The sequence below is a fragment of the Candidatus Kuenenia sp. genome, assembly GCF_027493735.1.
GTDB classification, from domain to species: Bacteria; Planctomycetota; Brocadiia; order Brocadiales; family Brocadiaceae; genus Kuenenia; species Kuenenia stuttgartiensis_A.
This window is the reverse complement of record NZ_JAOSKF010000022.1, coordinates 217135-243278: the sequence shown is the minus strand read 5'-3', so window position 1 is coordinate 243278 and position 26144 is coordinate 217135. Positions and strand designations below refer to the sequence as shown.

Annotated in this window: 26 protein-coding genes and 1 riboswitch; of the genes, 11 read left to right on the top strand and 15 right to left on the bottom strand. The window is 40.9% G+C overall.

From position 1 onward, the window contains the following. On the top strand, positions 1 to 268 hold a 268-nt coding region (locus M5U24_RS16145), incomplete at its 5' end, for a putative transposase (protein WP_298202976.1). A gap of 21 nt (positions 269 to 289) precedes the next feature. Here M5U24_RS16145 and M5U24_RS16140 read toward each other — a convergent pair. After that, positions 290 to 1543 (bottom strand): MFS transporter, encoded by a 1254-nt coding sequence (locus M5U24_RS16140; protein WP_099324818.1) that lies wholly within the window; start codon positions 1541 to 1543, stop codon positions 290 to 292. A gap of 178 nt (positions 1544 to 1721) precedes the next feature. Between M5U24_RS16140 and M5U24_RS16135 the strand changes: the two genes are divergently transcribed. Beyond that, entirely contained in the window at positions 1722 to 1946 is a 225-nt protein-coding gene (locus M5U24_RS16135) for a hypothetical protein (protein ID WP_099324817.1), read from the top strand. 29 nt (positions 1947 to 1975) lie between these two features. Here the strand turns inward: M5U24_RS16135 and M5U24_RS16130 are convergent, their stop codons facing one another. Together M5U24_RS16130 and larC are read right to left on the bottom strand one after the other, a co-directional pair. After that, positions 1976 to 3898, bottom strand: a complete 1923-nt coding sequence (locus M5U24_RS16130) for a tetratricopeptide repeat protein (RefSeq protein WP_298202974.1) — start codon at positions 3896 to 3898, stop codon at positions 1976 to 1978. 4 nt (positions 3899 to 3902) lie between these two features. Next, complete coding sequence (gene larC / locus M5U24_RS16125) at positions 3903 to 5105, bottom strand: nickel pincer cofactor biosynthesis protein LarC (RefSeq protein WP_164994477.1); 1203 nt, start codon at positions 5103 to 5105, stop codon at positions 3903 to 3905. Positions 5106 to 5239: 134 nt separating this feature from the next. Between larC and nadD the strand changes: the two genes are divergently transcribed. The 3 genes from nadD (at position 5240) to M5U24_RS16110 (ending at position 6926) form a co-directional block, all read left to right on the top strand. Further along, entirely contained in the window at positions 5240 to 5857 is a 618-nt protein-coding gene (gene nadD, locus M5U24_RS16120) for a nicotinate-nucleotide adenylyltransferase (RefSeq protein ID WP_099324814.1), read from the top strand. 9 nt (positions 5858 to 5866) lie between these two features. Continuing rightward, entirely contained in the window at positions 5867 to 6403 is a 537-nt protein-coding gene (locus M5U24_RS16115; RefSeq protein ID WP_164994478.1) for a hypothetical protein, read from the top strand. Positions 6404 to 6551: 148 nt separating this feature from the next. Next, entirely contained in the window at positions 6552 to 6926 is a 375-nt protein-coding gene (locus tag M5U24_RS16110; protein ID WP_099324812.1) for a DUF393 domain-containing protein, read from the top strand. A gap of 124 nt (positions 6927 to 7050) precedes the next feature. Here the strand turns inward: M5U24_RS16110 and M5U24_RS16105 are convergent, their stop codons facing one another. Continuing rightward, on the bottom strand, positions 7051 to 7215 hold the full coding sequence (locus tag M5U24_RS16105) for a hypothetical protein (RefSeq protein WP_169702976.1): 165 nt from the start codon (positions 7213 to 7215) through the stop codon (positions 7051 to 7053). A 167-nt stretch (positions 7216 to 7382) separates the two neighbouring features. Here M5U24_RS16105 and M5U24_RS16100 point away from each other — a divergent pair, with 167 nt between their 5' ends. Then, the gene (locus tag M5U24_RS16100; RefSeq protein ID WP_164994480.1) at positions 7383 to 8060 is read left to right on the top strand and encodes a plasmid pRiA4b ORF-3 family protein; all 678 of its coding nucleotides are present in this window, start codon (positions 7383 to 7385) and stop codon (positions 8058 to 8060) included. A gap of 511 nt (positions 8061 to 8571) precedes the next feature. On the opposite strand, the gene M5U24_RS16095 is transcribed toward M5U24_RS16100, so the two are convergent. The 6 genes from M5U24_RS16095 to M5U24_RS16070 all read right to left on the bottom strand — a co-directional run bounded on the left by M5U24_RS16095 (position 8572) and on the right by M5U24_RS16070 (position 10564). After that, positions 8572 to 8973, bottom strand: a complete 402-nt coding sequence (locus M5U24_RS16095) for a hypothetical protein (protein ID WP_157820458.1) — start codon at positions 8971 to 8973, stop codon at positions 8572 to 8574. A 206-nt stretch (positions 8974 to 9179) separates the two neighbouring features. Next, positions 9180 to 9305, bottom strand: a complete 126-nt coding sequence (locus tag M5U24_RS16090; RefSeq protein WP_157820457.1) for a hypothetical protein — start codon at positions 9303 to 9305, stop codon at positions 9180 to 9182. A 33-nt stretch (positions 9306 to 9338) separates the two neighbouring features. Further along, on the bottom strand, positions 9339 to 9632 hold the full coding sequence (locus M5U24_RS16085; protein ID WP_169702975.1) for a hypothetical protein: 294 nt from the start codon (positions 9630 to 9632) through the stop codon (positions 9339 to 9341). Beyond that, the gene (locus M5U24_RS16080) at positions 9622 to 9807 is read right to left on the bottom strand and encodes a type II secretion system protein (protein WP_298202969.1); all 186 of its coding nucleotides are present in this window, start codon (positions 9805 to 9807) and stop codon (positions 9622 to 9624) included. Before M5U24_RS16080 ends, M5U24_RS16085 begins: the two co-directional genes overlap by 11 nt. A 123-nt stretch (positions 9808 to 9930) precedes the next feature. Then, complete coding sequence (locus M5U24_RS16075; protein WP_298202967.1) at positions 9931 to 10194, bottom strand: hypothetical protein; 264 nt, start codon at positions 10192 to 10194, stop codon at positions 9931 to 9933. After that, positions 10181 to 10564: a DUF1559 domain-containing protein gene (locus M5U24_RS16070; RefSeq protein WP_298202965.1), complete on the bottom strand. Its 384-nt coding sequence runs from the start codon at positions 10562 to 10564 to the stop codon at positions 10181 to 10183. Before M5U24_RS16070 ends, M5U24_RS16075 begins: the two co-directional genes overlap by 14 nt. 379 nt (positions 10565 to 10943) lie before the next feature. Continuing rightward, positions 10944 to 11037, bottom strand: a riboswitch (cyclic di-GMP riboswitch). Positions 11038 to 11404: 367 nt separating this feature from the next. Here M5U24_RS16070 and amrS point away from each other — a divergent pair. Beyond that, positions 11405 to 12415 carry an AmmeMemoRadiSam system radical SAM enzyme gene (gene amrS, locus M5U24_RS16065; protein WP_099324805.1) on the top strand — a complete coding sequence of 337 codons (1011 nt, stop codon included), beginning with the start codon at positions 11405 to 11407 and terminating at the stop codon, positions 12413 to 12415. A gap of 127 nt (positions 12416 to 12542) precedes the next feature. Then, positions 12543 to 12998 (top strand): universal stress protein, encoded by a 456-nt coding sequence (locus M5U24_RS16060; protein WP_164994486.1) that lies wholly within the window; start codon positions 12543 to 12545, stop codon positions 12996 to 12998. 187 nt (positions 12999 to 13185) lie between these two features. Here the strand turns inward: M5U24_RS16060 and M5U24_RS16055 are convergent, their stop codons facing one another. The 3 genes from M5U24_RS16055 to pabB all read right to left on the bottom strand — a co-directional run bounded on the left by M5U24_RS16055 (position 13186) and on the right by pabB (position 16345). Then, a complete protein-coding gene (locus M5U24_RS16055; RefSeq protein ID WP_099324803.1) occupies positions 13186 to 13578 on the bottom strand; it encodes an anaerobic ribonucleoside-triphosphate reductase in 393 nt (130 codons plus the stop codon). Between the two features lie 500 nt (positions 13579 to 14078). Then, positions 14079 to 14930 carry an aminodeoxychorismate lyase gene (gene pabC, locus M5U24_RS16050; RefSeq protein WP_169703202.1) on the bottom strand — a complete coding sequence of 284 codons (852 nt, stop codon included), beginning with the start codon at positions 14928 to 14930 and terminating at the stop codon, positions 14079 to 14081. Continuing rightward, the gene (gene pabB, locus M5U24_RS16045; protein ID WP_205713363.1) at positions 14909 to 16345 is read right to left on the bottom strand and encodes an aminodeoxychorismate synthase component I; all 1437 of its coding nucleotides are present in this window, start codon (positions 16343 to 16345) and stop codon (positions 14909 to 14911) included. The genes pabC and pabB overlap by 22 nt, the downstream gene beginning before the upstream one ends. Positions 16346 to 16565: 220 nt before the next feature. Between pabB and xerC the strand changes: the two genes are divergently transcribed. Further along, positions 16566 to 17456 (top strand): tyrosine recombinase XerC, encoded by an 891-nt coding sequence (gene xerC / locus M5U24_RS16040; RefSeq protein WP_230405732.1) that lies wholly within the window; start codon positions 16566 to 16568, stop codon positions 17454 to 17456. A gap of 300 nt (positions 17457 to 17756) precedes the next feature. Here xerC and htpG read toward each other — a convergent pair whose 3' ends face one another. Then, positions 17757 to 19667: a molecular chaperone HtpG gene (htpG, locus tag M5U24_RS16035; protein WP_164994488.1), complete on the bottom strand. Its 1911-nt coding sequence runs from the start codon at positions 19665 to 19667 to the stop codon at positions 17757 to 17759. A 591-nt stretch (positions 19668 to 20258) separates the two neighbouring features. On the opposite strand from htpG, the gene M5U24_RS16030 reads away from it, so the two are divergent. Next, entirely contained in the window at positions 20259 to 20816 is a 558-nt protein-coding gene (locus M5U24_RS16030; protein WP_164994489.1) for a DUF4352 domain-containing protein, read from the top strand. Between the two features lie 488 nt (positions 20817 to 21304). After that, the gene (locus tag M5U24_RS16025) at positions 21305 to 22192 is read left to right on the top strand and encodes a glycine--tRNA ligase subunit alpha (protein WP_164994490.1); all 888 of its coding nucleotides are present in this window, start codon (positions 21305 to 21307) and stop codon (positions 22190 to 22192) included. A gap of 291 nt (positions 22193 to 22483) precedes the next feature. On the opposite strand, the gene M5U24_RS16020 is transcribed toward M5U24_RS16025, so the two are convergent. Beyond that, positions 22484 to 25951, bottom strand: a complete 3468-nt coding sequence (locus M5U24_RS16020) for a DNA polymerase III subunit alpha (protein ID WP_164994491.1) — start codon at positions 25949 to 25951, stop codon at positions 22484 to 22486. Positions 25952 to 26144: the final 193 nt, after the last annotated feature.

Here is a 26144-nt window from a genome sequence, read left to right as displayed (position 1 = left end):
AGCAAGATCACTGGTACGTCAAATTTTTATGACAGATGCAGATATAATGCCGGATGAAAAGAATGGCGTCTTAAGGATAACAATTCATAACATGACAAACCCAGGGAACAACAGATATGTTCAGCAATTATGCGATATTCTTAATAGTTCTGAAACATTATTCACAGGCACAAATCAGACCCCAACAAACTCTCCGGCAGAACGCGGCAGAACAATATTGTTGTATTCAAAGGACGACCTGCGCTGGTGGGCACACTTGTGGATATAACAATAAATGAAGCAACAGACCTTACACTTTTTGGCACAATATAGCATTTCCGGCAGCCTTTACCCGTCTTAATAAAACAAACGCTGCAAGGAATCTCAGAAAAGCTGATATTGCAAAGACGGCAAGCAATCGGTGGCCGAAGACCGGCGGTAAATGTACTGCGAGAAAACCGCCAAGTAAGTTTCCAAGGCATATTGCAAAACCGTTTATGGTATTAAAGTATGAAATGCAACGAGTGCGTTTTTCCGGGATTGCCGATTCGTAGATAAAATTTGAAGAACATAAATTAAAACCGCCCCAGAAAAATCCCGATAACGCCTGAATCCCTATCAGAAAAAATACATCATGCGAAATAAGCCACCATGCAGGAAGGCTTGATATAATAAAACTGCATAGGGTAAGCACCTTCCTATTCCCCGCCGTATCGGCGTATCGTCCCCAGTAACTCATCGATAATATAGCCGCGAGGGGTACTACTGTTATGACGATTGTGTAGGTAAGGTACGAAAAGCCAAGATTGCGGAGCATATATACGGCAAAAAACGGCGATGCTATATGCACTGACAAATTAAAAGAACTTTGAAAGAGCACATATTTCCCGAAGTTTCCAATGTTTAATCTTTTTAGAAAATCCACAAATGAAAAGTAATGTTCCCGCTTTATTTCCAGAGGTGGCTCATACATTCTGCTGAGAAAGTAACACGAAATGTACCGGGAAATCATTGCAAGCAAAAATATAATCGTAAAACCAGTAAGTGAGGGATTATTGAAAACATCCAGCAAAAAACCTGCTAAAAATGTTGTTACTAAAGTGACAAGGCTGACAATCCTTGAACGTCTGCTGAAATACCGTCCCAGCCTTTTTTTGGGCACAAGGTTGGCCATAAGTGATCCCCATGCAGGGGTAGCAAGGGACTCAAAAGACATATAGAAGGTACAAAAACAAATAAGCGCAATCATACGGAAATGCTTCGGGAAAAAGGGAATGGAGGCAATGGGAATAAGCATGCTGGCCTGTAAAAGAACGGAAATTACGATGATCTTTTTCCGGCTGCCGAAGTATTCGGTTATATCCGCTGCCTTAAGCTGCATAAGCGCGGGGATAAAGTGTATTATGGAATTTAATACGCCTATCTGGATATTTGTCCCGCCAAGGGCAACGGCAAAGGGGTTGACATAGTTGTTTCCAAATCCCGATGTCGCCGCGGCTGCAATGCCGTCCCTGATTGAAACATTAAGGCTTTTTCTGACGGCGTTTCTTTCTTGCCTGTTCATACAAATCCTTTAAAAAAACGGTAAAAATAAGAAGATGAAACAAAATGCTCCTTGAGTATAAAAACAATAAAATGTTAAAATCAAATTACTCTCGCGACAAATAAACACACATATCCGTATAAATTACCACGGGAGACTGTTCACGGCATACATCAATACACTAAAAGTATTTGAAACATTGCGTTCTGTTTTCGATGAAAAACAGGCAGCCAGGATTGCTGAAGCAATCGAAACTGCGTTGGAAACAAGCCATGCAGCTTTACTTGAAGAAGTTGCCACAAAGAAAGATCTCGCCGAGGCAAAAGCGGAAATTATCAAGTGGATGTTTATATTCTGGATTGGACAATTCGCTTCCGTTGTTGGCGTCTTAACGGCCATCCTTTTTGCATTCTTCAGGAAATAGTCTGTAACACACCAACCCAAATCTCCATGCTACTGCGCTGTCTGCGTCCGTCCCTGCCTTTGTTCAATTGTATTTAGCAACGTCAGCGTGTCCCCGTGAGTCGGGTCGATAGACAATATCCTTCTGCACGTTTCCGCGGCTTTCTCATATTGTCCCTTATTCCAATATGCTGTGCTTAGATAATAATACGCTTTTACGTATTGGTTGTCATATGAAATTGCTTTAAGAAATTGTTGTATCGCCTCATCGTACATACCCTTTTTTAAATATGCGGTTCCAAGGTTCGCATAGGCGTCAGGATGGTCAGGCCTGCTGGAAATTGCATTTTTAAATGCCTCGATGGCTAAGTCCAATTCTCCGGTATAAGCGTACAGTATACCCAGATTATTATGCGCGTCGGAATACATCTGTTTGCTTTTTATGGCTCGTTTGAATTCCTCCATTGCCAGGTCAGATCTGTTTATCTTTGTATATAAAACGCCGAGGTTATTATGCACATCGGGATAATCAGGATTAAGCTGCAACGCCTTTTGGTATTCATTGTATGCTTCCTCATGCATGCCTTTTTTCCGGTACGTTATGCCGAGATTGTTATGCGCTTCCGCGTAATTTTCAAAAAGTCTCAGCGCATGGTGAAATTCGTCAATTGCCTCGTCCAGCCTGCCAGAGTCCCGGTAAAAATTCCCCAGATTATTATGCGCCTTAAAGCTGTCCGGCGATGTCTTTGCCGTATTCTCCCATAGGGCAGACTGGCTTTCCCATACTTTATTTCTATTTAAAGTTTTTATTGAAAACAATATTACTGTGCCACTCAAAATGGCGGCAATTACATACTGTTTTCCAAAAAAAACACTCGTATGCCTGTCGTGCGCAATCAAACCGGCACACAGTATACAAAAACTTACCGCAGGCAGATAAAGGTATCTCTCCGCCATGATATTTTCTATGGGTATGATATTTAAAACCGGCAGCAGCGTGATAAAAAACCATACCGGTGAAAATACCAGGTGCTTATGGTGAATAAATAATTTGTAAACAACGGCTGCAACAGAGGCGATAAGAAATAATGATACCGCAACGGCAGGTTCGCGGAGGGAAAAAGAACGTGGGATAACGTAGTCTGAACAAAGCTTTACCGGAAGAAAAAGAAGTTTTATATAATAAGCACATACCTTTGACATTGTTAGGCAATTTACCCAAATACTGTTTTCCGGATATGATACGGTTGATTCCACAGGATTATGCAGGAAGACAAATCTGATTATAAGATAAAATAGCGTCACGAAGACATATCCTGAATAATAATGCAGGGTTTTTTTGCACATTCCGGTAAAAAGCACATCGTAGAGAAAAATGAGCAACGGAAGTGTAATTGCTATTTCCTTCGAAAATATCCCAAAGAAATAGCATATTAAGGAGGCGGCATAGAGGAAATACGAACGACGTGCGTTTGTTTTACAATAAAGCAGAAAAGAGGAGAGGAAGAAAGCGCATGCCAATAAATCCTCCCGAAAACAAACGGCATTTACCGTTTCGGATAAAACAGGGTGACACGCAAAAAGGAGCGCTCCGGCAAATGCGCCCCCCGTGTGTCTGAACAAATGCAGGAGCAAAAAGAAAAGCAGCGCCGCATTTAATGTGTGCAAGCAGTTGTTGGTGAAGTGATAACCGGCGGGAGCAAGCCGCCACAAGGCATGATCAATGAAATACGTAGCCGTAGCGACAGGTCTGTAGCTTAATTCTCCGGAATATTCAAAATATTCCCTATTGAAAAGTTTGGGGAAATTGTTCCATGTTTTTATGAAGGAGTTGTTGGTAATAATAAATTCATCATCATATACAAACTGGTTTGATAATGTATTTAAGTAAACAAATTGTGACAAACATACAATAATAAGAACCGGTATGATAAGATTAAAAGATGTTCTTGTCCCTGAAATTCCCCGTAGCATTTTTCTAAAAGTGATTAAATGTATCAAGTTCTTTGGTGATAATAGTATAGACGTGTTTTAGGGGAATATGCCTTTCTTCCGCTATTCGTTTGCAATCTTCATATTCAGGAGAAATATTTTTAATATCGCCGTTAAGCGAGCCAATCTTCATCCTTATTTTCCCCAATGAGCTTTCGTATTCTTTTACCTCTCTTGATAATATGCTGCGAACCGCTTTGTATTTTCGTATCCCGAAGGTGGTGGTTTGATTAAACAAGACCGCCTCTACGGACAAAAGGTGTTTTTCCGGCACTATCGCGCTGATAATAATTCCGGGCCTTCCTTTTTTCATTTGCACCGGGGTAAAATATGCGTCAACTGCCCCGGCGCTGAATAATCTATCCATTACATACCCCATGATCTCCCCCGTCATGTTATCAATATTGGTCTCAACGACCCACACCTCATCAGACTCCTGGCGTTGCGTATCTTCGCCGATTACTATACGCAACAAATTCGGGACTTCGGGATTATCATTGCTGCCGGCGCCATAACCGATGGTAAGTACCTTCATTTTCGGCATAGTCTTAAGCCCTTCTCCCAGGGTTGTTACAATCGCAGCGCCGGTGGGGGTGGTTAATTCCTTTTCTATTGCCACAGATTTCAGTAGCTGATTTTTCAGAAGCCCGGCAGTTGCGGGAGCGGGAACCGGCAATACGCCATGTTCGCATTTTATGTATCCGCTGCCGGTGGGAACTGGTGAGAAATATAGTTTTTCAATGCCAAGCAAATGCAGGCCTATGGCAGCACCAACAATGTCAACGATTGAGTCTATCGCGCCCACTTCATGAAAATGTACCTCCTCAATAGAAGTACCATGAATCTCTGCTTCAACAGCAGCAAGTCGATGAAATATTTTAATGCCATTATCCTTAATCTGTTGATGGAGCCGGCTTTTTTCAATAATCAAACGAATATCGGGAAAGGTAAGATGGTGCATGTGGCCCGCGGTATGTGAATGCCCATGCCGTTCGGGAATATTCACATACACCTTTGTGCCGGCAATACCGGCGCGTTTCACCTTTTCACAGGAGAGTTCGTATCCATGAAGATGGAGTTTTTCCAGTTCGGTTATTAACAAATGGATTTCGAGTCCGGCATCCACAAATGCCCCGAGGATCATATCTCCGCTAACGCCCGAAAAACAATCAAAGTATGCAATCTTCAATTACATCCGCCCCTCTAAAATTATGCAATATGCTTTTATCCCAAAGAAATAATTGCTATAGTTCTGATATTTAATTTGTTATATGTTATCAAACTTCTACCATTGAAACACTGTAAATATCAAGCTAAAAACACATGATGAATATAGGCATATTTGGTGGGTCATTTAATCCGATTCACATTGGGCATTTAATTGTTGCGGAAGAGGTATTTCAACAAAGGAAATTGTCCAAAATACTATTTATCCCCACAGGGATTTCTCCGCATAAGGAATCAGGCGGCCTGATAGACTCGTTTCACCGGTATGAAATGGTAAAACAAGCAATCGGGGATAATGAGCATTTTGAGGTATCGGATATCGAGATAAAGCGTCCCGGAAAATCATACACCATTGACACGATTAAAATACTCCGGGAGACATACGGACCTGGGTCTAATTTATTCCTCATCCTGGGCACAGATATGATAAATGAAATCAACACATGGAAGGATATTGAGGAGCTTTCTTGCATGTGTCATTTTATCGTTGTCAACAGGTTTCCCATTACGCTGAATGGCGAAATAATAAAGAAAAGTGCTATTTCCGGTGAAAAGAAGGCAGAAATTGAAAAATTAATGGTTCAGATTCCTTCTCTGGATATATCTTCAACGGAAATAAGGAAGAAGTTAAGCAAAGGATTGAGTATAAAATATTTAGTTCCCGAGCGCGTGGAAAACTATATCAGGAAACATTCACTTTATGCAAAGAGGTAAATGGCAAATATGGGCTTTTTAAAAATGGCAATTTTATTTATGGTGATAATGATGCTTTCTTTTCCGGGAAGCAATGACACTTATGCACGTGAAAATATTGTAGACTATTTCTTAAACAACCCCAATGCATGGGAGGATACGAAGAGGGTTACCCATACGACTCCTTTAAAAATTGTTGTAGCGGACGGTCTGGAAGGGTTGGGGTTTGAACTTAAAGAAATATCCGAAGGCGACAAAGTGGCATTGATTTTTATCGACACAAAAAAAGCTGAAACATTTCAGCAAAGAGGTTTTTGTGATGCATCAGATAAATTAAGAAAGGGAAACAACAGGATCGTGGCCGTCATGGCAAGAAATGCAGGGGACAGAACAAGGTTTCATTATACATTTTTACTCCAGAGGAATATTAACGATGTTCCCGTCACAGTCTACAATAACGGTAATGCGATTTTGGAAAGCCTCTATGACGGAAGATTGCCGGTGAAAGATATTTCGAATTTATCCGGCATCAGATTATGCGAGATAGAGATTCCGGAGAAACAATAATGATTCATCTCGCGGCAAGGCCGCAACCGAAATGTAGAGACGCACGGCCATGCGTCTGTCCTTTAACCACAAAGGACACAAAGAAAAACTTACAAAAAAAAGAAGTTTTTACAGGGTAATACTATAATAGAGAATATCGATACCGGCAATGAAGAACGTTGCGCTAATTTATGACGATAAATGTAGTTTATGCCGGGGAAGTATGAAGTGGATTGAACTGCATGCAATAAGAAAAGGCATCTTTGAATTCGTTTCGTGTCAGTCTGAGGAACGAAGACTTCGCTTTCCCTGGCTGGCAGAAGAGAGATGCATGCAATCCTTGCAATTGATATTTCCCGATGGGCATACCCTGGCGGGAGACGAAGTAATACCGGAAATTATTAGCCGTTTAAGAGGTTACAGGATATTAAGCGTATTATTCAAACTGCCCGTTATAAAATCAGTTTTATTTGCTCTCTATCGAAAACTTGCTGATAACAGGTATATCATTTCACAATTTATAAAGCCCCTGATTCCGGAGTAAATTACGCTGAATAGTTACCCCAAACTGGCAAATGCTTCGCCCCTACGTTTTCAAAAAACTAAACATCAAAGGAAGAATAATGCTCTAAAAATAGACACTTGACACTTTAAAATGCATGAGTATACTATTTCCTGGGTGGATGATCACTAGTCCAAATACCAGGACAGAGGTTGAGAAATCCTGGGGCGTCAGGACATAGGCCAAGAGCCATAATTAATCCTGTTTGCAGGAGCGCCACACCTCCTTGTGACATCCACCCGCTAAACCACCCCTTACCGATAGAATTCAAAATAGACCTCCCCCCTCTACTCTTCCGATTTGTGGCCGAATGCGTTAGGAGTTGTTTCGAAATTCGAAATTGTTCTTAATATTTTTGTTCAGTAATGCGTATTCACTCTGTTTGTACTGAATTCATGTTGTTATTAGTCTGTTGTGTATATCAGGAGGTGTTGAAAAATGGACAAGGCCGTTTCGCAGGGAACGTGTGGTTTTTGCAATGCTACCTTCGATAAGTCGGCAATGTCTAAGCACCTGGCGTCGTGCAAGCAAAGAAACGTTGAATCGGAAACATTACCGGCAAAACGGAAGCCGCAGAAAACAAAAATACTGCATCTTGTGGTTGAGGGACGCTACTCGCCTGAATATTGGATGCATCTTTCCGCACCAGCGAATGCAACGCTTGAAGACTTAGATCGCTTCCTGAGAAATATCTGGTTGGAGTGTTGTGGTCACCTAAGTGCATTTATAATAGGAGGAACAACATACTCCCGAAGTCCGATGGGAGAACATGAAGGAAAAAACATGTATGTTGCGCTGGGGAAGGTACTTGTCGCCCGAATGAAATTTTATTATGAATACGATTTCGGCACCTCTACGGATCTTACTTTAAAAGTTGTGTCTGAACGGGAAGGTGGAACAAAGGGTGAGTCCATTCAGCTTCTGGCCAGGAATGAGGCTACTTCAATAAAATGCATGGAATGCGGGGAGGCGGCTTCGCAAGTCTGCTCACAATGTGTCTACTCAGGCGAAGGGTGGCTTTGCGATAAGTGCGCTGACAAACATGCGTGCGGCGAGGAGATGTTTCTGCCAGTGGTTAACTCTCCGAGAGTTGGGATGTGTGCATATACGGGATAAGGATATAAAGGTAGCTATTAAAAAGAATCGTAACTATTCAGCGAATAAATTAGGACTTCGGCGGTTTTTTTAAAGAGAATACCGAACCGCAGAACAAGGAATATCGAATATTGGGAGCATACCAGATTTTTTGTAAAATGCCATTAGCGGGGGAGGAGAAGAATAGTAACATAAGCATCCAGCTTGAGGTCAATGTACAAGTAGTTAACCAAAAATCGAGAATGTTCCCATTCCAAACATGGATTTTGTGATTTTGGGCATTGGAATTTTACCGCAGTACACGGCTCCATTATACGCATAAACGCGTAGATTCAGGTTGCAAACTAATGTCATTAAGTTAAGGATATTTGATTAAAAACAACCCCCTTTATCCCCCTAGTTTAAGGGGGACTTTTCTGGCAGATTGCTTAACTTAATGACATTGGGTTGCAAACACGAACCCGCCGGTGTTTTTTCAAAAAACTAAAGTGTTACATTTTTTGTATTATCCTGTCGTTTTTTGATTTTCCCGTTAATGTTTAACCCGGTATTTTTCCGGGATTCCACCGCTTAAAATGGCTTCTTCTATTGCGCCGGATTCCACTGGGAGTATTTCATCTATTTCTTTCAGCCGGACTGCATACCACACATTTGGCCAGATCAATCCCCCTGTTTTTTTTAATTCCTTTAATCCTTCTTCGGATAATTCATTCTCTTGTACCTTATTCCACCCTTTTGTTGAATATTCAGCAAAATAGCCTTCGGTATATCCCGTGGAAGTAAAATGTTCCTTTGTGCCATAAACAAATTCAACCTCATCGGGCTTGGCCTTTATTCCTCTTTCTTTAAGCCAAAGGATAACGTCCTCCTCTATATAATTATAAAATCTTTGTTTAGCGTCTTTTAGGTGTTTTTCAGGATTAAGTATCATCATTTCTCCTTTCTTGATAATCGAATTTAAAGTAGGGACGAAGCATTTGTCAGTTTGGGTATGCATACATTTGCGACAATTTATGGCAAATGCTTCGCCCCTATAATTTAATATGGTAAGCGTTCTCTCTTTATAACAAAAAAAGGGGGCACTATTCAAAAAGAATATTGCATCCTTTTCTTTTTTCGTCTGAAAAATCCGGAAAATCATTACGGTGCTATGTAGGTATCAGTACCATTCCCCGTACCGGAATAAATATCATCATACGTTGAACCATTGTAATATCCGCAGGTGGTAGTGCCTTTCCATTCCACATGTCCATCTAAATATAACACATTCTGTCCCGTCTCATTATGATTGTCTGAACGTCAGGTAGTGCTTGTTCCCTGAGCATCTGCGGCTATGATTACGCCCGGGTCATCTTCCAGTGTGTGGGTGTAGTCATAGCCGTAACTGCAACCGGCAGTGGTAAATGAAGTATTTGGGGACAAAATGTCCGATACCGCCGTCAGATTCAGATTATTCGCTTCGCTAACGTCGCTATCGCCTGGGCAACGAAAGATTTTTCGCTCAATTATATATTTATTGTATAATGTGCCGAGCGATTCCATGCCCGTGCTTCCTCCGGCCGGAAATGCCCCATCCTGATCATTAGCATACATTCGAAGCGCCAGCAATATGCTTCAGGTTTGATGCACACTGCGTTCTACGTGCGGATTCCCGCGCCTTTCCCAAAACCGGCAAGAGGATAGATACCAGAATGCCAATAATTGCAATTACTACCAGCAATTCGATTAATGTAAAACCAGAAATCCCCCGGGTTTTTAATTTGAACATGGCAAGTATCTCATGAAAATGAAGGTGGATTGTAATTGACACCCTTGAACAAGTAATAAAAAAGGGCAATATCCATTATGAATATCACCCTTTTTAAAGTAATACTATTTTGAAAAGCGTCACTTACTGTGCTATATATGTATCTGTCCCTGTTACATCAGCAACATCTGCGTAAATATCATCATATGTCGAACCATTATAATATCCACAAGTTGTCGTGCCCTTCCATTCCACATGACCATCGAGGTACAGCACATTTTGCCCGGTTTCATTATGATTGCTAGAAAGACCACTTGTGGAGGTTCCTTGTTTATCCGCTGCCAGCGCAACACCAGGATCATCTGCTGCCGTGTGATTATCATCATAACCATAACTACAAGTAGCCATCGCTAAATGTTGTATTGGCAGTTGTAATTGTATCTGCAGGTTTTAATCCTAAAATGGCATCCTCTGTCACATCACTATCACTTGGGCAACGAAATATTTTTCTGTCAGTAATATATGTATTAAACAATTGTCCCAAGGAAGTCATACCTGTACCCTTATTGGGAAAAGCTTCACCATTATCATTGGCAAACATATTCAGCGCCAGTCCAATCTGTTTCAAATTTGATGCGCATTGCGTCTTTCGTGCCGATTCACGCGCCTTACCAAGCACCGGCAGCAGTATACCGGCAAGGATGCCGATAATGGCAATTACCACCAGCAGCTCAATCAGGGTAAAACCCGCATTCCTCCACTTTCTAAGTTTTAACATTTGTACTCTCCCATTAAAAAAAGTTGTTTAAGACAACACCATCACAAAATACATCGAATCGGCGCCTAAACGTAAAAAATATACTCATCCCTTATCTTCGTGTTAAAAAAATGCCACCGTTCGTATATCTCAATCTGTTTTTTTACCTTCTTTATTCAAAAAAAAAGACCCAAAACCATAGTAATGCAAAAGGCTTGGGTCTTTATTATAATGCACGTTTACCAGAAGCACTTTGTTAAGATTTCCCGATAATTTTCTATAAGTCTTAAGCATTTTCAGTATTATGCGCTACAATCTGCTTGTGATCTCTGCAATATGGTGAAAGCGTAATGAATGGCCCGAAAATTCTTATCCTTCTCACAAAGTGCGAACATCTCAATTCGGCAACCTGGCAATCTTTACGTATAAAGAACTCACGCTTAAGACCCATGGCTTTGCGTCCCAAACTTGCGGTTGGTTTGCCTTTTTCAATCGATGAAATATTCGGCGGTACTGTACCACAAAGAAAATAAATGTCAATTATTATTTCCATTAAGATAGAGCAAAAACATTTTTTCCCGGTATTATACTATTACGGTGTATAAACCTTTCGTGTATTATGGTTAAAATCTTTTTGGTTACGGAGTTGCGGAGCTTTTGTTATATTTAATTTTGTATTCATGCCATTGCAGGTATTTTGTTATACTTATGCAAAAAGTAAATGGGAAGAATGGCCTTTTTTTCGTTATCACAATAAAGAAAAAACAATATCGCTGGAAATTTTTTCGTAATAAGATATACACTGCAAATAAACAAAGAGTCGTTTATTCCCTATAATAAAGTATGGGAGGTTGATATAACATGCGTGAAGCAATGTTTTATGAAAAACTCGGCGATTGTAAGGTAAAATGCCACCTTTGTAATCATACATGTGTGATTACTGATGGCAAAAGAGGCATTTGCCATGTCAGGCAAAACTTCGGGGGGACGTTATATTCTCTCGTGTATGGAAAACTTATTTCGGAAAACATAGACCCGATAGAAAAAAAACCATTCTTTCACTTCTATCCTGGGTCAACTTCTTACTCTGTAGCAACGGCGGGGTGTAACTTCAGATGTCTTAATTGCCAAAATTATGAAATATCACAACTCCCCAAAGATTCAGACACGATACCCGGCAAAGAGGTGCCGCCGGAAAAGATTGTTGAAGACGCCCTGGAGTATAACTGTAAAAGCATTGCCTACACCTATACAGAGCCCACTATTTTTTTTGAATATGCGTATGAAATTGCACAATTGGCCTCTTCAAGGTCAATTATGAACGTGTTCGTAACGAATGGATACACGACGTATGAGGCTTTGTCAACTATACAACCCTGTCTTCATGCGGCAAATATCGATTTGAAAAGTTTTTCCGACGAAACGTATAAGAGGATTTGCGGGGCAAGACTTGAACCCGTGCTGAATTGTATTCGTGCTTATAAAGAATTGGGCATCTGGATAGAAATAACCACCCTTATCATTCCCGGAATTAATGACTCCGACTCGGAATTAAAACAGATTGCCGGATTTATCAGGAGTGTAGGACCTGAAATCCCCTGGCATGTTAGTCGCTTTTATCCAAGATGCCGGTTGCCCGATACACCGCCTACTCCTGTTGAAACATTGAGAAGAGCGCGTACGATTGGTTTGGAGGCGGGACTGCGTTACGTTTACGAAGGCAATGTCCCCGGCGAAGGGGGAGAAAATACGTATTGTTATCAATGCAATAAAATGCTCATCAAAAGATATGGCTACCAAATCCTTGAAAATAATATTACCAATTCAAAGTGTTCGAAATGTGGTGCAGTTATTGACGGTATTGGCATGTGATGTTTTACGCAAAAAGTCCCTGAAGGTAATACGGTATATGCCTTAAATAGTGAATGATACATCATTTTGTGAAAATGTTACTCATTTTTTGTGTTGCTTCTTTTTTTCAAACAGAACAGGAGAGTGTATGATAAAGTTCAAAAATATATTATGTCCTATAGATCATTCCGAATGTTCTTACCTTGCTTTAAAATATGCGGTTTCTCTGGCATTAAAAGATGAAGCAAAGTTGTATATTATGCATGTAATCGATACCCGTGCATATGATACGGAAATATACAAATTTAGTCCGTACAACCTTGATGAGGCAACGATGGCAAAAATTCACGCCGATCTGTTAAAAAGTCTTCCGGAGGGCACTACCGATTTGTTAGAAGTGGAAACAATTGTTGAAAAGGGGATACCTTTTAACGAAATTGTCAATAAGGGCGAAAAGCTGGAGATGGATATCATTGTAATTGGTACTCACGGCAGGAGCGGCCTCGCCCATGTTATGATGGGAAGTGTGGCGGAAAAGGTTGTACGCAAGGCGCCATGCCCCGTGCTTACGGTAAGAATTCGTCCATCCGCCAACGTTGTCTGAAAAAGCATGCCTACTGTGGCAGGATCTTGTGAATAAAAAAACCATTGCAGCACATGAACATGAATACGTTCTTTGCCGCAATGGTTTTTAAAAAATGATGCCTTTCAAGAGGAAGATTTAACACTTTTGCTTAACGTCATTAAACTTCCTTCCCGTTTGGGGATGCCAGCGAATGCCAGGATAATACTTATACAGAATAACTTCCCGTATGCCTGTCGTGTAATTCACTGATTTTGGATTTATTCCAATTGGATACACGGCTGTAATACCCCACAATTCTTGTTATTCCGTAAAGGCGCGTGGTATTTCCTGTTTCGAGTGAATCTATTACATAGCCCAAATCTTGTCTGATAACCGCATCGATACTGATTGAATATGCACATTCTGCCCTGTGGTTGATAATCTTTATCGAATGTTCTTCCGGTGAATCGCCTTCTATGTCGCCATCTATTTCCAGGAAGTCATGCTGCTCAATCGCCTTATCAAAAGCACTCAGTTTTTCTTCTATTATTAATTGTACCTCTTCTCCATCGCATATAACATGCTTTGCTTCAGGTATTTCTAATACTGCTGTTGTCATTTATCCCTCTTTCTTTTGTTCATAGCCAGAATTTGTCGTTTTCCAATCATACCATACATTTAAACTCACTTATTCCCCCTCCCCCAAAATAACAAATTTCTTATTTTGCCCGCTACACCTCCTCTCATTTGAAGATTCCTGAAATAAAAATACGATAAAACCCTCTTCAATAGCATACTGAATCTTTCTGCGTGCAGTACACAGACAGATAGAAGGATATTTGTACCAAAAAAAAAGGCATTGTCAAGCGAAAACACAATACATTGTATTGTGTTTTCGGTGTTATACAATATATTGAAAAAATAAGCTTTTTTTTAACAGGGACTTACGATTTTTTTTAAGATTTCAAAGAAATCAATTTATTGTGGCGGTTAAACCGACATTTTATGCAATCAACTCAATAGACAGGAAGAAATAACAAAAGACAACCGCAACAAATTGTCGTAACTGCAATTGATAAAATAATTAAGTACTAAAATGGGGTTTTGCCGTGGCTGTCTTCAGCTAGTCAGCATTTTATATTTCGCCGAGAGTATTCCGGTAATTTCCCCGGGAAGAGCATCTCCGAAGACATTTCCGTTTATTGATGAAACAGGCATGATCTCCATAAGAGAGTTTGTAATAAAGACTTCATCTGCCGTGGCTATTTCATGGAGATCAAAGAGTTTTTCTGTCAACTGAATGCCGGTTTCCTTGCATAAATCAATAACAACCCGCCTGGTAATGCCCGGCAAAATATTTGCATTAGTTGAGGGAGTAAAGACTGCCTGGTCTTTCACACAAAAAACATTGCTGACGGAACATTCCGCCACGTTGCCTTCTGTGGTTAAAATCAGTGCGTCATGCGCCCCCGCTTCCAATGCCTCTTTCCTGATGAGATAATGTGTTAAATAATTGAGTGTTTTATGCCTTGAAATAGGACAACTGGCATTTTTTCGTGTCTGTGAAACAATGAGTTTTAACCCTGTTTTATACCATAGTGCCGGATAAGGGACCAAGTGTTTTGTATGAATTACAAAAGTAGGGTTGGTCTCGCGCACGGGGATAAATCCATTGGCATTATAACCGCGGGAGAGTGTTAAGCGTATATACGTGTCGGATAAATGATTTTTTGCAAGAAGCTGACCGATAATATGCCTTATTTGATCGCAGGTGTATCGGAAAGGTATGCAAAGAAATTGCGCCGAATCTGAAAGGCGGGCTATGTGCTCTTCCAGTTTAAAGGGGTTTTTATTATACGCCCTAATGGTCTCGAAGAGGCCATCACCGTAAAGAAACCCCCGGTCAAAGGTGCTGAGAACACCTTTCGTCGCATCAACTATTGTATCGTTTAAGAAGATAGCGTCAGGCATGGGTTAAGTGATTCAATCAAGGCTTTGGCCTTGTGCAATGTTTCTTCATATTCATCTTCTGCGTCAGAGTCTGCAACAATGCCGCTGCCAACCTGGAAATACACTGTTTCTCCTTTCATAATAAAGGTACGTATTGCAATATTCAGGTCTAAATTTCCATTAAACCCAATATACCCTATAGAGCCTGTATATACACTTCTCTGGTATGGTTCAAGTTCATCAATAATTTGCATGGCGCGGATCTTAGGGGCTCCGGTAATAGATCCCCCGGGAAAAGTCGCCCTGAGCAGGTCTATTATGTCGTATCTCTCGTGCAATTCTCCTATTACCGTTGATACCAGATGATGAACAGTAGGATATGTTTCCAACGCTTTTTCTTCTATGACCTTAATAGACCCATAATTGCAGACCCGTCCGAGATCATTACGTTCAAGGTCTGTTATCATGGTAAGCTCCGCATTGTCTTTTTGGCTGGACAGCAAGGCCTGTTTCATCTCTTCATCTTCCAATGCGTTCTTACCTCTTGGCCGTGTGCCTTTTATCGGGCGTGTTTGTACCTGACGATTACAAACACGAAGAAATCTTTCCGGAGAAGAGCTGATTATAGAAACGTCATCAAAGCCAAGATAACATGCAAACGGAGCAGGGTTGATTTTGCGCAATCTTTTGTATAATTCATACGCAGGCATGTCTATACGCGCCTCAATCCTTTGTGATAAGTTTACCTGATACACATCTCCCGCCGAAATATACTTTTTTATTTGCCGGAGGGCTTTCATATAGGAGTCTTTCGTAAAGTTAGACCTTAATTCCGTAGCAACAACCCTGTCCGTATCCCGGTCATTAAACATTTCTCCAGGCTCTTCAGATTTTCCGCACAATACTTCCGTTATCTGCCCTATCCTGTCATTCAATGTATTATCCATGCCAAAGTCAATTACTACCACAAAGCACTTTTCAAGAAGATTATCATAGGAGATAATAATATCGTAAAACCCCATATATATATCAGGCAATTCAAGGTCATCCACAGAGTTATTGGGCAATTTCTCTATGTAATGACAGAGGTCATACCCAAAATATCCTACAGCCCCACCCTGAAAAGGCAGGGAATTACTGATATTTCCCAAAGAATACCGGTTCAATATTTTTCGAAGATATTCAAATGGACTTCCCTCGCACTCCTGACTTCCATCTGTGTCTTTTATAAGTATTTTATGGTGTTTCGTTTTTATTGTTAAAAACGGGCTAAAACCAAGGAAGGAATACCTTGAAATCTCACCGTTAGGCAATGCGCTGTCGAGGAAGAAAACATTTGGGTTTTTTAAAAACCGGCAAAACGCTTCCAGAGGAGCGCATGCCTCCTTCACCTCAAAGGCAGTAACTTTGCCAGTAACGCATGTATCCAACTTCATGATAATTATCTTTGAACCTCATGAGTAATATTTTTTGCAGCTATTGCAGAATACGGGTGACAACACGATATTTCACCGGAAAAGCAATTCTAGGGGGGTTGGAAATTTTTGTCAAGGCAATTCACAGACATAATACGGCGTCACTTTTGCCCTTGTTATTCAATTCTGACTTTGCTAACATCGCCGCTATCTCGAACAATTTTTTTTAACGGAAATGAAAATGTTGCCATCAAACGATAACATACAAAGATTTATCGACAGATATCTTGCCTATATTGAGAATGACAGGAACTATTCGCCGCAAACACTGCGGGCTTACCGAAACGATCTTGGCCAATATCTTTCATTTCTTAAAGGCGAGGGGTGTACAGACCTTGCCGGTGTTACCCGCCTGCAATTACGGAAGTATCTTGCTTTTTTAAAAAAAAAGAATCCTTCCAAAACTACTGTAGCAAGAAAACTGGCCTCCATACGTTCTCTGTACAAATTTTTATGTCAACACGGAATTTTAGAATATAATCCGGTCGAACAGATTAAGACTCCGAAGACAGATAAAAAACTTCCCGGTTTTATGAGTGTTAACGACACAGAGATACTCCTGAATCAGCCAGACACTTGCAATTTATCAGGCTTGCGTGATAAAGCAATCATGGAAACCCTTTACAGCACAGGTATGCGGGTTAGCGAACTCGTGGGAATTAATATTGCGGACATAGATTTTCACAGCGGGATAGTAAAGGTGCGTGGCAAGGGAAGTAAAGAACGCATACTCCCGGTTGGAAATCACGCTTTAAATGCAATACAATTGTATTTGGAGAAAAGAAAGGCGGATAACGAGGCGTTGTTTTTAAATAAATTTCACGGACGTCTTACAGAACGTAGTGTTGCAAGAATGATCGAAAAGTACATGAAAAAAGCCGCCATGCATCTTCGCGTTTCTCCGCACACTTTCCGGCACAGCTTTGCCACCCATCTGCTGGATAACGGCGCAGACTTGCGGGCGGTACAGGAATTTTTAGGGCACAGCAGCCTCTCTACAACACAAATTTACACCCATGTAACCACGGAGCGCCTGAAACAGGTGTATGATAAAACCCATCCAAGGGCATAAATATAATGTATATACCCAATCAAACTGAAACCACTGGCTTCAGTCTGATTGGGTATGGTACCTTTAATTGTGGAATCCGAAACACGAAATACAAAAGATGCACTTGTTTAGAATTTCAAATCATTTTGTCATTAGAATTTGTTTCAGATTTCGTGCATCGTATTTTTTATCTCAGACTTGTTTGGTCCTGGCTAAGTCATGTTAGGTAGTCGGTAGTGCGGTACTACCTCATTCCTCCTGCATTTGGCAGGGTGTTGTCTCTACCATACAATTCCTATACGCGTATACTGCAAAGCTTGTTTAAATAATAATCTTCTTCCCTTCTCCCAGTTTTGCATTGGTTAATTCTTCAAGGAGTTCATTTACCCGTGGTACCATCGCTGTGGGGTCAAAGACTACGCCGTCCTGCATCAGCGCGTTTTCGTATAACTGTGTGATTATTTTACCGACGATCTGCTGATTGTCCGGTATCTCGTTCATCCTTGCCAGGTTTTGAATCATCTTGTTTTTTCTGTTAATTTCCATAATCTTTTTTGGCATTTGATAATTTTTGTCCATCATGTGGATGAGTTTCTGGACGTGAACGCTTGGCGAAGTATCAGGACTTACCAGACAACATGGGCTTTCGCTCAACCGGTGTGATTCCGTGACGTCTGTTACATTGTCTGCCAGGCAGACCTTCATGGTCTTTAAAAGATGGTTAAATATCGCGTCATAGTTTTGCGGTTCTGAAGACGTATCGACAATTCCCTTATCGGCATCTTTCAATACGTCTAAATTTGCCTGATCTGCTGAACGGATGGGTCTTTTTTCGAATTCTCCGAGGCCTGAAAGGAGGAATTCATCGTTGGGGTCGGTTAAGTACAACACCTCGACGCCTTTCTTCCGGAATATTTCCAGATGAGGGCTTTTCTCGATAGTGTCCCGGCTTACGGCGGTAATATAGTATATTTCTTTTTGTTCGGGTTTCATTCTTTCCGTGTATTCTCCCAGCGAAACAAGCTCACCGGCATCTTTGCACTGCGAAGAATTAAACCGCATTAATTGCGCAATTGTTTCCCTGTTCTCAAAATCAAAGTGCACCCCTTCCTTTAATATTCTTCCGAATTGCTTCCAGAAGATTTCATACTTTTCCTTATCGTTTTTTGCGATATCCTGCAAAAGACCCAGAACCTGTTTGATAAGTATGTTCTTCATCTTCTGGATAACCCGGTTGTCCTGAAATGTTTCCCTCGAAATATTCAATGGAATATCGGAAGAGTCCACTACGCCGCGAATAAATCTCATGTATTCCGGCAAAAGCGCCTTGCAGTCTGCCTGTATGAGGATTTTATTGCAATACAGTTGAATGCCGTGTTCCAGTTTTTTTAAAATAACAGATTCATAATTTACCTTCGGGCAATATAGTATACTGTAAAACTGAATAGGCGCCTCGGCGGAGGTATGCAAATGGAAAAGAGGCGCTTCTTCAACGTTCGCAATGAATTTGTAAAACTCCTCGTATTGTTCCGCGGTAACATCTTTTTTTGGCTCTTTCCACAGGGCGGTGACCTGATTTGCCTTTTCGCCGCAGACCATTATCGGAAAACTTACAAAGTTTGAATATTTCCTGATGATGGAGGAAATCCTTGTTTTGTCAGTGTACTCTTTTTCTTCCTCCTTTAAATGGACGATTATTTCCGTACCGCGCCTTTCCTTTTCAATCTGATGCAGAAAATATTTCCCGGTACCGTCAGATCTCCATTCATAAGCAGGTTCTCCCTTTTTATAGGACTTTGTTCTGATCCGTACTTCATCGGCAACCATAAAAACAGAGTAGAAACCCACTCCAAACTGTCCGATTACGTTTGAATCTTTTTTTGCCTCCTCGGATAAATTGGTAATAAATTCCAGTGACCCTGATTTTGCAATGGTTCCCACGTTCTTTACCACTTCATCCTTCGTCATTCCAATGCCGGTATCGATTATGGTAAGGGTTTTGTTTTGTTCGTCCATCTCAATATTGATTTCGAGTGGCAGCTCTTTTCCTTCGTAATCTTCATTGGTAAGCGAATGAAAGCGCTGCTTCGTAAGTGCGTCTGACGCATTGGAAATGAGTTCCCGCAGGAATATTTCTTTGTGCGTGTATAAAGAATGTGAAAGTATGTTAAGTAATTTTTTTATTTCCGCCTGAAATTCAAAGCCTTCTTCTTTTTTCGACTCTTCTGCCATATACCTCTCCTATAAAGAATAAACTATCTGACTAATTATTTAATGCGTAATAATGTTGTTTTTTGAAAAAATCCAATAATAGCGATGTTTGCCGCACGTTGTAGGGGCGAAGCATTTGCTGTAAATTGCCATAAATAAGTTCATACCTAAACGGGCAAATGCTTCGCCCCTACTTTTGATAGTAATAAAAGCTAACACATGCTGTTCAGATTGTCAAGCAAACCGTAACTTATTGTACGATTTAATGATATGGTAATTTCCCGACAATGAAAATATGTGGTGGAAAACTCAAAAAATTGCTTAGTACCTTGAAAATTATCTCTTTGCAATTTGTAACTATTAAGCGTAAACATTACAGCCGAACACTGGCTTGTCCCCTTTTTTCTTCATAATACCGAATTGATTGTTGATCTTGTGGGATATTCCTGTTGTAAAAAGTAAATTGTGCTCTAAGGGAAAAAGATTACAATATAAAGCAATGGACTCATTTCTTAAGGCAACGCTAAGTTAATTTTTGATAGTTTCTGTTATCCCTCAAGCATCTTGATATTGGGGAAAATTCGCGAAAAAAATATTAATAGGGGAGATTTTGTGAAAGTTAATGTGATATTTTTCATTTTATTTGTTGCTCTCGTTTACCTTACGATACCTATATTTGCAATTAGACCCGCAATTGGGCAAACTGCTAAACTGGAAAAGGCAAAAACATATAAGACCGGGGATACGCTGGGTATAGTGATCAAAGACATTTCAACCTCTGTTGACTATGGGAAAGAAGTTGGCTTTGGTTCTGATGATTTTTATAAGAATACCGGAAAACACGCCGCAATCGTAAGGGTTTGGCTTATTAACAAGACTGACAAGACAATAAAAGTAGACCCGGCACATTTCAAGGCAATTACCAATAATGGATTTACCCTGTCGATTGACGATTATATCTGCAAGACCAGAGACCCGTTCCAAATTACAGAACTGGAACCAAAAGAAGAAGTGCAAGGGTTGATTGTTTTTGCACTAAACACGTCGGACGCGGCGTATCGCATAAAAAACATTCTTTACGATGACCAGGATGGAAACAGGATAACAAGGGACTATGATGATGCGGTTCTTTATGGTTTATATGATCACGCAGAAAAAAGAGGAAGATAGTAGACTGAAATATTGTAACATTTTAGTCTTTTGAAACCGGAAATTGCCATTTGTAGTGCGACGAACCTCGTCGCACTGCATGATTTAGTGGCTTAGATATCAAGAGAGGAACGAGCAGCAACTGTTTATTGCAAATGCTTCGTCCCTGCGTATAGTATTCCCCAGTAAAAACTTCTTTTTTTTGTAAGTTTTTCTTTGTGGTTAAAGTAGAGACGCACGGCCTCTTCATTTTCGGTTACGGCTTTGCTGCGCTATGAATTTGATGTTGAATATCATTCTACCCACCGCTTTACATCCTCATGAAGGTGTTACCATTCAATTAAATATTTTTTGACAAAAAAAGTACTTCAGGAGTTTTGGAATTACTGTAAAATTCGGTGATAGGGTAATTTCTTGACAAGGAAAACGTGTGGTGATAGACTCCGAAAACTGTTTATGCAGGGAGAAGTTTCAATAATTTTCATCACTTAAAAATATGCGTGAACGCAATGACATTTCAAGAGATTATTTTAACGTTACAAAAATACTGGGCTGATTATGGGTGTATACTTTGGCAGCCATATGATACGGAAAAGGGGGCGGGAACCTTTAATCCCGCAACGTTCCTTAAGGTACTAGGTCCGGAACCATGGAAATGCGCCTATGTCGAACCTTCCCGCCGCCCGACAGACGGCAGATATGGAGAGAACCCAAACAGATTACAACACTACTACCAATTTCAGGTAATTGTAAAACCCGCCCCCGACGATTCGCAGGGGATATATTTAAACAGTTTGCGGGCACTGGGGATAGACCTCGTAAAACATGACGTGCGATTTGTTGAGGACGATTGGGAGTCTCCTTCCCTGGGTGCGACAGGTCTCGGATGGGAGATATGGCTGGACGGCATGGAAATTACACAATTTACCTATTTTCAACAGGTAGGCGGATTTGAACTTGAACCGATTACCCTTGAACTTACCTACGGACTCGAACGTATTGCAATGTTTATTCAGGAAAAGGAATCTGTGTTTGACCTGGAATGGGTGGAAGGATATACCTATGGCGATATCCATAAGCAGGATGAAGAGCAATTCTCCACTTACAACTTCAAAGTTGCGGACACGTCAATGCTTTTTAAACTCTTTGAATTCTACGAAATTGAATGCCAGAGGTTATTAAAAGAGGACCTTCCGTTGCCTGCGTATGACTATGTTATGAAGTGTTCTCACACTTTCAATTTGCTGGACGCGCGGGGGGCAATTGGCGTTACGCAAAGAACGGGTTATATTAAAAGGGTAAGAAATCTGGCAAGAGGCTGCGCGGAAGGGTACATCCGGCTGCGCGAATCATTGCAGTGGCCTCTTTTGAAGCATACCTCTGCCGCAATCCGGTAATTGTGAAATCCGAAACAAATTCTAATGACAAAATGATTTGAAATTCTAAAAAAGTGCATCTTTCGCATTTCGTGCTTAGTGCTTAGTATTTTTTATCTCATGCTTGTTTGGTTCTGGCTATACCATGTGAGCATTCCCCGATTTTTTGTAATAAAGCGTATTAATTTATGTAGGATGGGTCAAGCGAAGTGCGACCATTCATATATTTTTCTGATGGGTGCGCTAACGTTTCGGTCATCCTGCTCAAAAATGACACGTTACAAAAAATCGGGCATGGCCCCTTTTAGGTATTCAATTGAGTACTGCCATTGTCGTTTGGTTAATCAACAGATTTTGTGAATCGAAAAGCTCCCTGGTGCGGGAAAGGAAATCATCTGTGATTGCTGCAGAATATTGGCTGGAGGTTTTGATTTGGACGCTTCCGTTGTTTGGAGTGGCAATTTCAATGAAAAACGGACACGCGCCCCTGTGTTTTTTAATAAGGTCTTTTAACTGTATCAGTTTGGTTTCGTCAAAATGAGCAGCTTCAAGGCGCAATCCAAAAGATTTTACCAGGCGCTGGAAAGCGTTTTTCCCCGCGATTAGTTCATTTATTTTTACACTCGGCGTTGAGCCTTTATACCCCACATTACCGCAGATAAAAACGACGGCGTCTATTTTTGCCAATGGCTCATATTCCTTCAGTTCTTTGCTAAAGGCGATACATTTGATCGCGCCTTCCATATCATCAAGTGTAATGTACATCATCGGGTCACCTTTTTTGGTGGTGCTTTTTTTGATATCGGTGATAATACCGCCAATAATCACATCAGTCCCCTCCGGCAGTTCAGATATTTCCGAGGAAGAATTGGTGGCCAATAGCTTGATTTTTTCTTCATACTCGCTCAGCGGGCTTGAGCTGAAGTAAAATCCGAGGCTTTCCTTTTCCGCCTGGCGAATTTCATTTTCGTTCCATGGCGTAGTGTTGCTTATTGCGGTGTTTCCTGTTTCAATAACATCCATAGCGCTTCCGATATCGAATAATGCTCTTTGTCCCTTACGCTTCCCCTTGTTTACTGCGCTTCCCAGTTCCATTGCCGAGTCAAGAGAGGCGAGCAGTCTTGCCCTGTCGTCAGACAGAGAGTCGAAGCTTCCTGATTTAACAAGGCTCTCGATGACTTGTTTGTTTACGGTGCGCAGGTCAACTCTCTTGCAGAAATCCAGTATTGAAGAAAATTTACCGCCTTTTTCCCTTGCAGAAACAATAGATTCAATTGCCTTATCGCCGGCATTCTTGACAGAGCCAAGACCGAAACGTATTTTATTTCCTTCAGAGATGATGAAATCGCTGAGGCTCTCATTGACATCCGGTTTGAGTATTTCGATATTCATCCGGCGGCAGTCTTCAATATAATCAATGATTTTTTCTGTATTTTGTTTTTCACAGCTCAATTGGGCAGTCATATACTGTAGGGGATAATTGGTTTTTAAATAAGCGGTTTGGTAAGTAATTACGGCATATGCCGCTGAATGGGATTTGTTGAAGCCATATCCGGCGAAAAATTCCATGAGTTCAAATATTTTTATCGCTGTTTTTTTCGGGATGTCGTTTGAAATTGCTCCGTTTACAAACTGGTCCTTGAATTTTGCCATAATTTCAGGCTTTTTTTTCCCCATCGCCTTGCGCAAATTATCGGCTTCGTTCAGTGTGAATCCTGCCAGGCGATTGGCGATCCTCATTACCTGTTCCTGGTATAAAATGACGCCGTATGTTTCTTTCAGTATCAATTCGAGGGTTGGGTGGATATATTCAACAGCCTCTTTCCCGTGTTTTCTGTTGATGAATGAATCAACCATGCCGCTTTGTAATGGTCCGGGGCGGTAGAGTGCCACTAAAGGCAGGATGTCAGCGAATGTGTCCGGTTTCAGTTTTTTAAGTAACTCCTTAAACCCTTTGCTGGTTTCTACCTGAAAGACCCCTTTTACGTTGCCGCTGGAAAGCATCTGATAGGTTGCTTTGTCGTCTACGGGTATTTTTGCGAGATCAATAATCTCTCTTGTTGTTTCGTGAATCAATTGAAGAGCCCTTTTTATTACCGTTAATTTCCGGACACCCAGGAAGTCGGCCTTTAGCAACCCTATTTTATCTACCAGTATTTCATCGTAATATTGAGTGGTGACGGCATCCCCTTTTTTAGCAAGTGGAACATATTCTGTTAATGGTTCATCGGAAATAACGATGCCTGCCGCATGTACTGAGGCATGACGGCATAATCCTTCCAGTTTCTTTGAAATGTCGAATAATTCCTTAAACTGTTTTTCGGCCTGACAGATCGCTTTTAAAGCCGGTTCCTGTTCCAGGGCTTCTTCTAAGGTGATATTGAGGGTATTGGGAATCAGTTTTGCTATCTTGTCGACTTCAGAAAGAGGAATGTCAAGCACCCGCCCAACATCCCGGATGACAGCCTTTGCTTTCATCGTACCGAATGTAATGATCTGTGCAACGTTGCTATCGCCGCCATATTTTTCCCTTACGTACCGGATAATTTCTTCACGGCCTTCTGCGCAGAAGTCAATATCCAGATCAGGCATTGATATTCTTTCAGCATTCAAAAATCGTTCAAACAATAAATCGTTTTCTATAGGGTCTATGTTGGTGATGTTCAATACATAGGCGACAATACTGCCCGCCCCTGATCCTCTTCCCGTTGCGGGGATGTTGAGGGTATTTGCATAATGAATAAAATCCCATACAATTAAAAAATATTCGACAAAACCCGTTTTTTCTATAACTTTAAGTTCATGGTCCAGTCGTTCGCTGATATGGGGGAGTATGGCGCCGTATTTTCTTATCACCCCTTCTTCGCAGAGTTTTCTCAGATATGCCTTGTTGCTTATTCCTTCGGGAGGCGTAAATTTTGGGAGATGCAGCTTCCCGAAATCCATTTTTACATCGCAGCGTTCTGCAATGTGCAAGGTGTTTTCAAGAGCGTGAGGTATTTCCTTAAACAAGGCGTGCATTTCCTGGTAATTTTTAAAGTAGAATTCGTTCGTATCGAAACGAAGCCTTTGTCTGTCAGATACGCGCTTGCCGGTATTTATGCATAACAATGCGTCATGGGCAACTGCGTCGTCGATATTCATATAATGCACGTCGTTGGTTGCGACGAGGGGAATGTTTAGTGTTTTCCCTATTTTGAACGCCGCGGACACCAATTTTTCCTGTAGTGGGATTTTGTTGTTTTGTATTTCAAGGTAAAAATGGTTTTCGCCAAAGAGTTCCAGGTATTCTATGGCAAGATTCATGGCATCGTCATGGCGGTCAAAGGACAAGTGGCGATTGATTTCAGAAGCCATGCATCCGCTAAGGCAGATAATCCCGGCTGAATGGGATTTCAATAGTTCTTTATCGATTCTCGGTTTGTAGTAAAAGCCTTCCAGATATGCAGAGGTGGAAAGTTTTAGTAAATTTCGGTATCCTTCATAGTTTTCCGCCAGGAGTGTTATATGGCTAAGTGTTTCCTTCCCGTTTTTTGATTCCTTGTCAAGGCGACCGCCTTGCGCAACGTATGCTTCGTAACCTATAATAGGTTTTATTCCAGCGGATTGCGCGGCTTCGTAAAATTCGATTGCGCCGTACATATTACCATGGTCTGTAAGAGCAAGGGCAGGCATTTTAAAATGCAATGCCTTGCTAACGAGGTCTTTTATTTTGCAGGCGCCATCAAGAAGGCTGTATTCACTGTGGACATGGAGATGAACGAAGTTGTTTGTGTCCATAAATTACACCCGATTGAATTTGATGTGGAACGTTGGAAAAGCCTTATAATTCGAGCATGAATATTTCATTGTAAACGCAAGATGTTGTACCCTAACCGATATAAGAATTCAATTTATAGCCATACAACTGAAAAGTCAATATGAAATTCGATTAGTTAGCAACATCATTATGAAAACAGACATCCAAATTTTA

What these genes read in the sequence shown, in the direction of transcription:
- M5U24_RS16140 (WP_099324818.1), bottom strand. Translation starts at nt 1,543, where the DNA reads ATGAACAGGCAAGAAAGAAACGCCGTCAGAAAAAGCCTTAATGTTTCA.
- M5U24_RS16130 (WP_298202974.1), bottom strand. Translation starts at nt 3,898, where the DNA reads ATGCTACGGGGAATTTCAGGGACAAGAACATCTTTTAATCTTATCATA.
- nadD (WP_099324814.1), top strand. Translation starts at nt 5,240, where the DNA reads ATGATGAATATAGGCATATTTGGTGGGTCATTTAATCCGATTCACATT.
- M5U24_RS16115 (WP_164994478.1), top strand. Translation starts at nt 5,867, where the DNA reads ATGGGCTTTTTAAAAATGGCAATTTTATTTATGGTGATAATGATGCTT.
- M5U24_RS16110 (WP_099324812.1), top strand. Translation starts at nt 6,552, where the DNA reads ATGAAGAACGTTGCGCTAATTTATGACGATAAATGTAGTTTATGCCGG.
- M5U24_RS16100 (WP_164994480.1), top strand. Translation starts at nt 7,383, where the DNA reads ATGGACAAGGCCGTTTCGCAGGGAACGTGTGGTTTTTGCAATGCTACC.
- M5U24_RS16095 (WP_157820458.1), bottom strand. Translation starts at nt 8,973, where the DNA reads ATGATGATACTTAATCCTGAAAAACACCTAAAAGACGCTAAACAAAGA.
- M5U24_RS16085 (WP_169702975.1), bottom strand. Translation starts at nt 9,632, where the DNA reads ATGTATGCTAATGATCAGGATGGGGCATTTCCGGCCGGAGGAAGCACG.
- M5U24_RS16080 (WP_298202969.1), bottom strand. Translation starts at nt 9,807, where the DNA reads ATGTTCAAATTAAAAACCCGGGGGATTTCTGGTTTTACATTAATCGAA.
- M5U24_RS16075 (WP_298202967.1), bottom strand. Translation starts at nt 10,194, where the DNA reads ATGGCTACTTGTAGTTATGGTTATGATGATAATCACACGGCAGCAGAT.
- M5U24_RS16070 (WP_298202965.1), bottom strand. Translation starts at nt 10,564, where the DNA reads ATGTTAAAACTTAGAAAGTGGAGGAATGCGGGTTTTACCCTGATTGAG.
- amrS (WP_099324805.1), top strand. Translation starts at nt 11,405, where the DNA reads ATGCGTGAAGCAATGTTTTATGAAAAACTCGGCGATTGTAAGGTAAAA.
- M5U24_RS16060 (WP_164994486.1), top strand. Translation starts at nt 12,543, where the DNA reads ATGATAAAGTTCAAAAATATATTATGTCCTATAGATCATTCCGAATGT.
- M5U24_RS16055 (WP_099324803.1), bottom strand. Translation starts at nt 13,578, where the DNA reads ATGACAACAGCAGTATTAGAAATACCTGAAGCAAAGCATGTTATATGC.
- pabC (WP_169703202.1), bottom strand. Translation starts at nt 14,930, where the DNA reads ATGCCTGACGCTATCTTCTTAAACGATACAATAGTTGATGCGACGAAA.
- pabB (WP_205713363.1), bottom strand. Translation starts at nt 16,345, where the DNA reads ATGAAGTTGGATACATGCGTTACTGGCAAAGTTACTGCCTTTGAGGTG.
- xerC (WP_230405732.1), top strand. Translation starts at nt 16,566, where the DNA reads ATGTTGCCATCAAACGATAACATACAAAGATTTATCGACAGATATCTT.
- htpG (WP_164994488.1), bottom strand. Translation starts at nt 19,667, where the DNA reads ATGGCAGAAGAGTCGAAAAAAGAAGAAGGCTTTGAATTTCAGGCGGAA.
- M5U24_RS16025 (WP_164994490.1), top strand. Translation starts at nt 21,305, where the DNA reads ATGACATTTCAAGAGATTATTTTAACGTTACAAAAATACTGGGCTGAT.
- M5U24_RS16020 (WP_164994491.1), bottom strand. Translation starts at nt 25,951, where the DNA reads ATGGACACAAACAACTTCGTTCATCTCCATGTCCACAGTGAATACAGC.